Origin of the sequence: Rhodosalinus sp. (genome assembly GCF_041685465.1) — a bacterium.
In the GTDB taxonomy this organism is placed as follows: domain Bacteria; phylum Pseudomonadota; class Alphaproteobacteria; order Rhodobacterales; family Rhodobacteraceae; genus Rhodosalinus.
On record NZ_JAWLFS010000061.1, the window covers coordinates 3,197 to 13,675 of the forward strand.

Annotated in this window: 9 protein-coding genes; 1 reads left to right on the top strand and 8 read right to left on the bottom strand. The window is 70.1% G+C overall.

Annotation, left to right across the window (positions count from 1 at the left end; translation table 11 throughout):
- Nucleotides 1-2 precede the first annotated feature (2 nt).
- The 8 genes from rpsI to dusB form a co-directional block, all read right to left on the bottom strand.
- Nucleotides 3-488 carry a 30S ribosomal protein S9 gene (gene rpsI / locus ACESL7_RS06005; protein WP_372892410.1) on the bottom strand — a complete coding sequence of 162 codons (486 nt, stop codon included), beginning with the start codon at nucleotides 486-488 and terminating at the stop codon, nucleotides 3-5.
- Complete coding sequence (gene rplM, locus ACESL7_RS06010) at nucleotides 488-952, bottom strand: 50S ribosomal protein L13 (RefSeq protein ID WP_372892411.1); 465 nt, start codon at nucleotides 950-952, stop codon at nucleotides 488-490. The genes rpsI and rplM overlap by 1 nt, the downstream gene beginning before the upstream one ends.
- A 169-nt stretch (nucleotides 953-1,121) precedes the next feature.
- Nucleotides 1,122-2,099 (bottom strand): SLAC1 anion channel family protein, encoded by a 978-nt coding sequence (locus tag ACESL7_RS06015; RefSeq protein ID WP_372892412.1) that lies wholly within the window; start codon nucleotides 2,097-2,099, stop codon nucleotides 1,122-1,124.
- Nucleotides 2,100-2,323: 224 nt separating this feature from the next.
- Complete coding sequence (ntrX, locus tag ACESL7_RS06020; RefSeq protein ID WP_372892413.1) at nucleotides 2,324-3,745, bottom strand: nitrogen assimilation response regulator NtrX; 1,422 nt, start codon at nucleotides 3,743-3,745, stop codon at nucleotides 2,324-2,326.
- A complete protein-coding gene (locus tag ACESL7_RS06025; protein WP_372892414.1) occupies nucleotides 3,742-6,009 on the bottom strand; it encodes a sensor histidine kinase NtrY-like in 2,268 nt (755 codons plus the stop codon). The genes ntrX and ACESL7_RS06025 overlap by 4 nt, the downstream gene beginning before the upstream one ends.
- Nucleotides 6,010-6,120: 111 nt before the next feature.
- Nucleotides 6,121-7,500 carry a response regulator gene (locus ACESL7_RS06030; protein ID WP_372892415.1) on the bottom strand — a complete coding sequence of 460 codons (1,380 nt, stop codon included), beginning with the start codon at nucleotides 7,498-7,500 and terminating at the stop codon, nucleotides 6,121-6,123.
- On the bottom strand, nucleotides 7,500-8,576 hold the full coding sequence (locus ACESL7_RS06035) for a two-component system sensor histidine kinase NtrB (protein ID WP_372892416.1): 1,077 nt from the start codon (nucleotides 8,574-8,576) through the stop codon (nucleotides 7,500-7,502). The genes ACESL7_RS06030 and ACESL7_RS06035 overlap by 1 nt, the downstream gene beginning before the upstream one ends.
- On the bottom strand, nucleotides 8,573-9,505 hold the full coding sequence (gene dusB / locus ACESL7_RS06040; protein ID WP_372892418.1) for a tRNA dihydrouridine synthase DusB: 933 nt from the start codon (nucleotides 9,503-9,505) through the stop codon (nucleotides 8,573-8,575). Before dusB ends, ACESL7_RS06035 begins: the two co-directional genes overlap by 4 nt.
- 227 nt (nucleotides 9,506-9,732) lie before the next feature.
- On the opposite strand from dusB, the gene ispD reads away from it, so the two are divergent.
- Nucleotides 9,733-10,479 (top strand): 2-C-methyl-D-erythritol 4-phosphate cytidylyltransferase (gene ispD, locus ACESL7_RS06045; RefSeq protein WP_372892417.1); only part of this gene is annotated, 747 nt, incomplete at its 3' end.

A 10,479-nucleotide genomic window follows, 5' to 3' on the forward strand; every position in this document is an offset into this window, starting at 1 on the left:
CCTCAGCGCTTCGAGAACTGGAAGCTGCGGCGGGCCTTGGCGCGGCCGTACTTCTTGCGCTCGACCACGCGGCTGTCGCGGGTGAGGAAGCCCGCGGCCTTCAGCGCGGGGCGCAGGGCCGGATCGTAGTACTGCAGCGCGCGCGAGATGCCGTGCTTCACCGCGCCGGCCTGACCCGAGAGGCCGCCGCCCTTGACGGTGCACATCACGTCGAACTGGTCCTCGACCCCGGCCACCTGGAAGGGCTGGCGCAGGATCATCTGCAGCACGGGGCGCGCGAAGTATTCCTTGATCGGCTTGCCGTTGACCTGAACCTTGCCGGAGCCCGGCTTGATCCAGACGCGCGCCGTGGCGTCCTTGCGCCGGCCCGTCGCGTAGGAGCGTCCGAGCGCGTCGCGCACCGGCTCACGGGTGACTGCCGTCTCCTCGACCGGGGGCGTGCCGGCCACCGCATCGAGCCCTTCGAGGGATTTGATCTCTTCCGCCATTACGTCGCCATCCGGGTGTTCTTGGGGTTCATCGCCTTCAGGTCCAGCGCCTCGGGCTGCTGCGCCTCATGCGGGTGCTCGGCCCCGGCGTAGACGCGCAGGTTGCCCATGATCTGGCGCGAGAGGCGGTTGCCGGGCAGCATCCGCTTGACGGCCTGGGTGACCACGCGCTCGGGATGCGCGCCGGTCAGGATCTGGTCCTTGGTGCGGGACTTGATGCCGCCGGGATACCCGGTGTGCCAGTAGAACTTCTCGTCACGCTTCTTGCCGGTGAGCTGCACCTTGTCGGCGTTGATCACGATGACGTTGTCGCCGCAGTCCATGTGCGGCGTGAAGCCCGGCTTGTGCTTGCCGCGCAGCCGGGTGGCGACGATCGAGGCGAGCCGGCCGAGCACGACGCCTTCGGCGTCGATCACGATCCATTTCTTCTCGATGTCCGCCGGGGTCGCTGAATAGGTCTTCATCCGGGGGTGTTCCTCGTATCTGTCACGCGTCCGCTTGGGCCCCTCGGCCCCGCGGTCGGGATGGCGTGGTTATACGGGCGCCGCGCGCACAGTCAAGCGCAGGTGACGGCATTTCCACATTGCAAATCAGTGAGTTGCAATAAAGGTATCTAGATACCCCACGTACCTCCTATTCCGGCTGGCAGATCTGCCCCTGCGCCGCCGCCCGCCCGGTGCGCCAGAGAAGCCCGACGACCACCGCCCCGAGGAGGACAAGCGCCGCCGTCCCGATCCAGACATGCGCGGGCGACTCCGCCAGCGCGCCGTGTCGGAAGGAGGCGATGGAAAGCGCCGCGATCGGGAAGGAGAGCGCCCAGAAGCTGAGCGCGAAGGGCAGCCGCGCGAGCTTGGGCACCTGTACCGCCACGAGCGCGGCGAAGACATAGGCCGCGTTCAGCAGGATGCGCGCGAAGGGATCGACGCCCCCGGTCAGCTGCACCCACGCGAGATAGGCCACCGCCGGCGGCGCGATCAGGATGACCAGCGTCGGAAAGAGCCGCGCCGGGACGGGATCGTGAAAGACCAGCCGGTTGAAGACCAGCGTCAGCAGCACGATCCAGAAGATCAGCCCGGCCGAGAAGAAGAGCCACGAGACCTCCACGTAGCCGAGCGGCACGCCCGCGACCGGCACGATCACGTTGCCGACCGCCGGGATGAACCACGCCGGTGTCAGGTGGCCCACCTGAAAGCTCCGATGCCCGATCCAGCCGGAGACCACGGCGAGCGTCAGCACCGCCTGCCCCACGACCCCCGCCCACCAGACCACCCGCGCGGCTCCGGGATAGGCCGCCAGCAGCCCCGTCGCGATCAGCAGGAGCGAGATCGAGATCGCCGGGAAGAAGGCGAGGCGCACGGGATGGTGCCACTCCCATGACACGGCGTCGGCGTGGCGAAGGCACTTCGTGACATAGAACACGGCGATGCCGAGGAAAGCGGCCACCGCGATCCAGAGCACCGCCTCGGACGCGCGCGCGAGCGCGGGCCACGGCACGCTGCCCGCGTGCAGCGCGAGGCTGAGGCCCATCAGCCCCATCACCATCGCGAAGAAGCTGATCGGAAAATGCTCCAGCCGCTGCCGCGTCTCCGGCCCTGCCGTGGTGTCCTGCATGTCGGTCGCTCCCTTGCCTGCCCCGTCCCTCGCGCGGAGGGTGCGCCGCCGCCTTGACGCAAATCAACCCTCCCCTGCGCATGCGGGATTCGCGGTTCCATTCGATCGGGGCGGCACGGACGCGGGCACCGTCCCGAACGGGCAGAGGCACCGATCGACGGGGGCCGCGCGGGGCATGCCGGGCTGCCATCCCGGGGCCTGCGCCCTTGGGCCGCGCGGCCGGGTCAGCCGGCCTGACTGACCGCCGGCGCGTCGTCCTCCTCGTCGCCGCCGGCCTGGCGACCGCCGCGCGTGCTGACCACGCCGAGCGACTTGAGCTTGCGGTGAAGCGCGCTGCGTTCCATCCCGACGAAATTCGCGGTGCGCGAGATGTTGCCGCCGAAGCGGTTGATCTGCGTGAGCAGGTACTCCCGCTCGAAGGCCTCGCGCGCCTCGCGCAGCGGCAGCGTCGCCACCTCGCCGGAGAGCACGACGCGCCCCTCGCCGGCGCGTGGCTGCGGCTCCTGCGGCAGTTCGCGGGCCTCGATCGGGCCGGTCCCGTCGCCGAGGATCAGCACCCGCTCGACGAGATTGCGAAGCTGGCGGACGTTGCCGGGCCAGAGCATCGTCTGCATGAGCGCCAGCGCCTCGCCCGAGACCTCGCGCAGCGGCAGGCCCTGCGTGGCGTTGGCCTCCTCGATGAAGTGTTTCGCGAGGAGGGGGATGTCGTCGCGCCGCTCCTCGAGGGAGGGCACCTCGATCGGCACCACGTTCAGCCGGTGGAAAAGCTCCTGCCGGAAGTGGCCGGCGGCGATCTCGGCCTCGAGATCGCGGTTCGTCGAGGATATCACGCGCAGGTCCACGCGCACCTTGTCCGCGCCCCCGAGCCGCTGGAAGGTCTGATCGACGAGCACGCGCAGGATCTTCGATTGCGTGCCCGGCGGCATGTCGGCCACCTCGTCGAAATAGACGACGCCGCCGTGCGCCTCCTCCAGAAGGCCGGGCTCGACCCCGCGCTCGGGCGTCTCGCGGCCGAAGAGAACCTCCTCCATGCGCTCGGGGGCGATCGCGGCGCAGTTCACCGTGACGAAGGGCGCCTGCGCGCGCGCCGAGCGGGCGTGCACGTAGCGCGCCGCCACCTCCTTGCCGCAGCCGGCGGGGCCGGTGAGCATCACCCGCCCGTTCGACTTCGTCACCTTGTCGAGCTGCGCCATGAGCCCGCGGAAGGCCGCGCTTTCACCGATCATTTGCGCCGCGCGTGTCTCGCGGCGCTTGAGCGTCTGGTTCTCGCGGCGCAGGCGCGAGGTCTCCATCGCGCGGCGGATCACCACGAGAAGCTGGTCGATGTTGAACGGTTTCTCGATGAAGTCGTAGGCGCCCTGCTTGATCGCCGCGACGGCGATCTCGATGTTGCCGTGGCCGGAGATGATGACCACCGGCACGTCCGGGTTGTCGCGCTTGACCGTCTTCAGGATGTCGATGCCGTCCATCCGGCTGTCCTTGAGCCAGATGTCGAGGATCAGCAGCCCCGGCGGCTCGGCGTTGATCGCCGCCATCGTCTCCTCGGAGTTGGCGGCGAGGCGGACGGAAAACCCCTCGTCCTCGAGGATGTCCCCGATCAGCTCGCGGATGTCGCGCTCGTCGTCGACGATCAGAATGTCGCTCATGTGTCCCCCGTTATTCCTTCGCTTTCAATTTCAGGCGCCGCGCGGACCGGCAGCGGCAGGCGGATCACCGCCATCGCCCCGGCGCGGCTCTGTCCCTCGAACACGGGCGCGTCCTCGAGCGTGAGGGCCCCGCCGTGTTCGTCCACGATCTTCTTGACGATGGGCAGGCCGAGACCCGTGCCCTTCTCCCGCGTGGTAACATATGGCTCGAAGAGGCGCGTCCGATCCTCGGGCAGCCCCGCGCCGCTGTCGGCGATCCGGATCACGGCCTCCTCCGCGCCGGCCACCATCTCGACGCGGATCACCGCGGCGTGATCCGCCGGCGCGCCCGCCTCGCGAAGCGTCTCGATCGCCTCTCCGGCATTCTTCAGAAGGTTGGTCAGCGCCTGCCCGATCATCGTGGCGTCGAGCTCTGCCATCACCGGTCCCTCGGGAACAGCCGTCTCGAAGCGCACGCCGGGCTGCCCGGCCTCCTGCATCTCGACGACGTCGCGCAGGAGCTGGGCGAGATCCTCCCGCCTGCGGTCCGGTTCGGGCATGCGCGCGAAGCGCGAGAACTCGTCCACGATGCGGCGCAGGTCGTCGGTCTGGCGCACGATCCGCTCGGTCATGCCGGACAGCTGCTCGGCCTCCGCGGCGTCGAGCTTGCCGCCGAACTTGCGGCGGATGCGCTCCGCCGAGAGCTGGATCGGCGTCAGCGGGTTCTTGATCTCGTGCGCGATGCGCCGCGCCACGTCGCCCCAGGCGGCCATGCGCTGCGCGGCGACGAGGTCGGTGACGTCGTCGAAGGCGACCACGTAGCCCTCGAGGCCCCGGTCCTCGCGGCGCCGCGGCGCGATGCGGACGAGAAGGTTTTCCATGCGCCCGTCGCGGCTCACCTTCACCTCTTCCTGCGCCACCTCGGCGCGCCCCGAACGCACGCGCTCGAAGACGGGGCCGAACTCCGGCACGGCAAGGCCGATGGGCAGCGAGCGTCGGCTCTCCTCCCAGCCGAGGAGGCGTTCGGCGGAGCGGTTGACGAAGGTGACGCGGCCCGCGGAATCGAGCCCGACGACACCGGACGTGACGGAAGACAGCACCGAATCGAACAGCCGCCGCCGGCGCTCGATCTGGCGCGTGTTCTCGAGAAGCGTCTCGCGCTGCGCATGAAGCTGGCGCGTCATCTGGTTGAAATACTGCCCCAGCATCGAGATTTCGTCGTCGCCATCCTCCTCGCGCACCTGCACGTCGAGATCGCCGGTGCCGACGCGCTGCGCCGCCGCCGTCAGCCGCCCGACCGGCCGCGACAGCCGCTCGGCGAACCAGAGGCCGAGCCAGATCGCCGCGAGGATCAGGATCACGGCGAAGCCGAGGTAAAGCAGACCGAACTCGAACAGGACACGCCCCCGCTCGTTTTCGAGCTGCTGGTAGAGCCGCACGGTCTCCTGCGTCTCGTCGAGCAGGCTCAGCAGGTCCCCGTCCACCTCGCGGCTGACATAAAGCCAGCGGTCGGCGAAGGCGTCGAGCGGCACGAGCGCGCGGAACTCGTTGTTGTCCCAGTCCTCCACGATCGTGACGCCCGACGCCCGCGCCTCGGCGAAGGCGCTGGCCGGGGGGTCCTCGAAATCGAAAAGATAGGAGCGCTCGCCCCGCGCCCGGATATCGCCGGCGCCATCGATGACATAGGCCTCGCGCAGGCCGCGCTGGATCTGTCCCTGTGCCTGTCCCAGAAGGACCCGCAGTTCCCCGTCGTTCATCAGGAAGCGTGCGTCGCCGGCCGCGTCGAGAAAATCGGCGAGCGCCCGCGCGTCGGTGGCGAGGTCCGCGCGGTGCTCTTCCTCGTAGGCCTCGGCGGCGGCGAGGCTGGAGCCGAGGACGCCCCGCACGCGGTCCGAGAACCAGCCCTCGAGCCCGATGTTCACGGTGAGCCCGGCGAACACGGCCACCGTGATCGTCGGCAGAAGCGCCATGACCGCGAAGACGAAGGTCAGCCGCAGGTGCAGCCGCGACCCCGCCGAGTGCGCGCGCCGGGCCGCCACCATGCGCGCGACGCGCTGCAGGACGAGCGCGGCGACCGCGAGGATATAGACAAGATCGGCCAGCAGGACGAGCCGGAGGGACCAGGCGCCCGCCCCCTCGTCCAGCGGGCCGAGCACGAGAAAGGTGGCCAGCGCCAGCACCGGGCCCAGCAGCACGAGACCGAGCGTCGCGGCGTTCTGCACCCGGCGCTGCCGCCTGAGCCGGCTGACCCGGTTCCATGAGAGACGCTGTGCCCGCAACGCCACGATCTGCCCCCGCCCTGATCGGGCGCGCGTAGCGCGCCGCCGCAAAATCTAGTGGCGTGCAACGATATGCCGGCCGGCACACCACGGCACCGCCACGGGTCTGTTGCCCTTTTACATCAATTTGCGGCGGCGAGTCACGTGAATCTCGAGGTCGTTGATCTTCTTGCGGAGCGTATTGCGGTTTATCCCGAGCAGATCGGCGCATTTCGCCTGATTTCCGCCCGTGGCCTCGAGCGCGATCTCGATAAGCGGCGCCTCCACCTCGCGCAGGATCCGGGGGTAGAGGCCCGGCGGCGGCAGCGCAGACCCGTGCAGGTCGAAGTAGCGCCGAAGATGGCGCGCGACCGAGGCCGAGAGCTTCTCGTTCTCGCCGCCCTGCCCGCGCAGCACCGGCTCGGTCTCGGGCTGGTCGCCGAGAACATGCGCGACCTCCGCGCGGCTGATCTCGTCGGCGCGGGACGTCAGCACCAGCCGGCGCACGGCGTTCTCGAGCTGGCGGACGTTGCCGGGCCAGCTGTAGGTGCGGAACAGCTCCTCCGCCTCATGCGAGAGGCGCCGCCGGGCGAGGCCGTCCCGCTCGGCCCGGGCGAGGAAATGCTCGGTCAGGAGCGCGATGTCCTCCACCCGCTCGCGCAAGCTGGGCACATGGAGCGTCGCGCCGGTCAGGCGGTAGTAGAGATCGCGGCGCACCCGCCCCTCCTCCATCGCGCGGGCCAGGTCGCCCTGGCTCGTCGCCATGAAGCGCGGCGCATGCTCGCCCGGTGTGTCGATCATGCGCACGAGGCGGGCCTGAACCTCGTCCTCGATGTCGCCGATCTCGTCGATCAGCAGCGTGCCGCCCTTCACCCGCGCGAGCACCCGTTGCGGCCCCTCGAGCTCGCGCAGATCGGCGCCCGTGACGGTGACGAAGGGCAGCGTGCGCCGGTCGGAGAAATCGTGGATCGTCCGCGCGATGAGCGACTTGCCGGTGCCGGATTCGCCGGTCACCAGCACCGGCAGGTCGGCGTTCATCACCTTCGCGACGAGGCGGTAGAGCGCCTGCATCGCGGTCGTGCGTCCCACCAGCGGCAGTTCGCCGTCCTCACCCGGCGCCGGCTCCTCGACCGCGCGGGCCGCCGGCGCATGGCGCCGCTTTTCCAGCGCCTTGGAGGTGCGCTTCATCAGGTCCGGCAGGTCGAAGGGCTTGGGCAGGTAATCGTAGGCCTCCGCCTCGGCGGCCTGGATCGCCGTCATGATCGTGTTCTGCGCGCTGATCACGATCACCGGCAGGCCCGGCCGGTCCTCTGCGATCTTGGGCAGCATCTCGAGGCCGTTGCCGTCGGGCATCATCACGTCCGAGATCACCACGTCGCCCTTTCCCTCGCCCACCCAGCGCATCAGCGTCGTCAGCGAGGAGGTGGCGTGCACCTTGCAGCCCGCGCGCGTCAGCGCCTGGGTGAGCACGGTGCGGATCGTGCGGTCGTCGTCGGCGACGAGAACGGTGCCGTCCATCAGTCAGACTCCTTGGGTTCGCGCGGCGCGCAGGGCAGCGAAATGCGAAAGACGGTGCGCCCGGGCACGGAGGAGACGGAAATCCACCCCCCGTGGTCCGAGACGATCTTGGACACGAGCGCGAGGCCCAGGCCGGTGCCGTTCTCGCGCCCCGAGACGAAGGGATCGAAGATGTCGCCCTCCAGATCCGCGGGCAGGCCGGGTCCGTCGTCGATCACCTCCACCTGCAGCGGCAGCGCGCGACCGTCGCCATCGGCGCGGCGCAGGCGGAAACTGTGCTCGTAGAACGTCCGCAGGCGGATCGTTCCTCCTTCTTTGTCAGAGGCTTGGGCGGCGTTCTTCACGAGGTTCAGCAAGACCTGCAGGAGTTGATCCGGATCTCCGTGCGCGAGCGGCAGCGAGGGATCGTAATCCTCCACGATCTTCATGTGCGCGGCCACGCCGAGAAGCGCCGAGCGGCGCGCGCGATCCAGCACGTCGTGCAGGTTCACGGGCCGCAGCGTGGGCGGCTTGGTGTTGCCGAACTCGTCCACCTGCTCGAGAAGCTTCAGGATGCGGCGGGTCTCGGCGACGATGAGTTCCGTCAGTTCAAGGTCTTCCTGTCCGAGGTTCATGGACAGCAGTTGCGCCGCGCCGGTGATGCCGGCGAGCGGGTTCTTGATCTCGTGCGCGAGCATCTGCGCCATGCCGATCGCCGACTGTGCCGCCGACTTGACCGACTGGCTTTTCGTCATGCGACCGGCGAGTTCGCGCGGCGAGATCACGAGAATCATCGCGCCGCTCTCGCCGGGGAGCGGTCCGATCTGGAGGTTGCACTGCATCGGCGGGCGCTCGCCCGTGCCGACATCGACGTCGTTGACGAAGAGCGGAGTGCCGTGATCCCGCGCCCGGCGAAAGCTTTCCTCCATCGGCGCATCGACCATCAGGCGGTCCCAGACCGGTTGCCCCACGAGCGCGCGCTCCGAGACGTTGAAGAAACTCTCGGCCGCGCTGTTGACGCTGGTGATCCGGTCGTCGCCGTCGAGGACGATGCCCGGCACGGGCAGCGCGCTCCAGATGGCGGTCTCGTCGCTCATGCTGCCACCCTCGCGCCAGCCGGCAGCGACAGCGCCTCCGGCAGCAGGCGCAGCACCTCGGCGGGCGCGGCGGTCAGCACGCGGCGGCGCAGATCCGCCGGCGTGCCCGCGCGGTCCATGTACCAGCCGAGGTGCTTACGCACGACACGCGCGCCGATCTCCTTGCCATGAAAGGTGAGCGCCGCCTCGTAGTGGCCTGACACCATGTCCGAAAATTCACACCCGTCCGGGATCACCGGCGGCGCCCCGCCCGTCAGCGCCGCGCCGATCTCGGCCACGCGCCACGGCGCGCCCTGCGTGCCGCGCCCGATCATCACGCCCGCCGCGCCGGAGGCCGCGAGCGCGGCGCGCGCGTCCTCGGCCGTCACGATGTCTCCGTTGGCGACCACGGGCACGCGCACCGCCTCGACCACGCGGCGGATCGCGCGCCAGTCGGCCCGGCCCTTGTAGAACTGGCAGCGCGTGCGCCCGTGAATGGTGATCATCCGCACCCCGGCGGCCTCGGCCCGGCGGGCGATCTCGGGCGCGTTGAGCGCATCCGAATCCCAGCCGAGCCGCGTCTTGAGCGTCACGGGAACCGAGACCGCCCCCACCACCGCCTCGATCAGGCGCAGCGCATGGTCCGGCTCGCGCATGAGCGCGGAGCCCGACATCCCGCCCACCACCTTCTTGGCCGGGCAGCCCATGTTGATGTCGAGGATCGGCGCGCCGTTCGCCTCGGCCATGCGGGCGGCCTCGGCGATCCAGTGCGGATCGCGCCCGGCGAGCTGCACGGCGGTGTCGGCCCGCCCGAGGCCGAGCTCCGCGCGCTCGCGCACGCCGGGCTTGGCCTGAACGAGTTCCTGGCTCGCGACCATCTCGGAGACGACGAGGCCGGCCCCGAAGCGGGTCACCAGATCACGGAAGGGCCGGTCCGTGATTCCGGCCATCGGAGCCAGAATCACGGGGGGCGCGAGTCGCCTGTCGCCGATGTCCAATGTCACCTGCCTAATCCTTGTGCATGGCGTCAGACCTAGGCGATACGCCGGAGCACGGCAAGTTATCGCCCCGTTGAGCGCCCTGCCTCGAAGGTCTCTGCCCAATTCTTGTGCAATCCATCCGGGCCTTGCCTCCGCGCCCTGTCGGGATACACAGGGGCGGTCACAGGTGGAGTCCGATGCACGCAGCCGCCCTCATCGTCGCTGCCGGCCGCGGTCGTCGCGCGGGCGGCGGCCGTCCGAAGCAGTGGCGGCCGCTCGCGGGGCGGCGCGTCGCGGACTGGACGGTGGCCGCCTTCGCCGCCCATCCGCGCATCGCGGAGGTGCTGCTCGTCGTGCACCCCGACGACATCGGACAGGTGCCGGCCGGCGTGGCCCATGTCCCCGGCGGCGCCACCCGCGCCGACTCGGTGCGCGCGGGGCTCGCGGCGTTGACGCAGACGGCCGCGACACACGTCCTGATCCACGACGTCGCGCGCCCCTGCGTGCCCGGCGAGGTGATCGACGCCGTGCTCGACGCGCTGGTCCGCCACGACGGCGCGGCGCCGGCGCTGCCGGTGACAGACGCGCTCTGGCGCGGCGCAGGGGGCCGGGTCACCGGCGCCGAGCCGCGCGACGGGCTCTTCCGGGCGCAGACGCCGCAGGGGTTCGCGCTCGACGCGATTCTCGCCGCGCACCGTGCGCATTCGGGCGCGGCGGCCGACGACGTGGAGGTGGCACGCGCCGCAGGCGTCGAGGTCGCCATCGTGCCGGGTGCCGAGGCCAATCTGAAGATCACCCACCCGGAAGATTTTGCGCGTGCAGAGAAAAACTTGCGAGGCGACATGGATGTAAGGACGGGCAACGGCTACGACGTGCACGCCTTCGGCGGCGGGGGGGATCATGTGATCCTTTGCGGTGTGCGCATCCCGCACGATCGCGGCCTC

Excerpts from the sequence above, each read along its gene's own strand:
- rpsI (WP_372892410.1), bottom strand. The coding sequence starts at position 488 with ATGGCGGAAGAGATCAAATCCCTCGAAGGGCTCGATGCGGTGGCCGGC.
- rplM (WP_372892411.1), bottom strand. The coding sequence starts at position 952 with ATGAAGACCTATTCAGCGACCCCGGCGGACATCGAGAAGAAATGGATC.
- ACESL7_RS06015 (WP_372892412.1), bottom strand. The coding sequence starts at position 2,099 with ATGCAGGACACCACGGCAGGGCCGGAGACGCGGCAGCGGCTGGAGCAT.
- ntrX (WP_372892413.1), bottom strand. The coding sequence starts at position 3,745 with ATGAGCGACATTCTGATCGTCGACGACGAGCGCGACATCCGCGAGCTG.
- ACESL7_RS06030 (WP_372892415.1), bottom strand. The coding sequence starts at position 7,500 with ATGGACGGCACCGTTCTCGTCGCCGACGACGACCGCACGATCCGCACC.
- ACESL7_RS06035 (WP_372892416.1), bottom strand. The coding sequence starts at position 8,576 with ATGAGCGACGAGACCGCCATCTGGAGCGCGCTGCCCGTGCCGGGCATC.
- dusB (WP_372892418.1), bottom strand. The coding sequence starts at position 9,505 with ATGGCCGGAATCACGGACCGGCCCTTCCGTGATCTGGTGACCCGCTTC.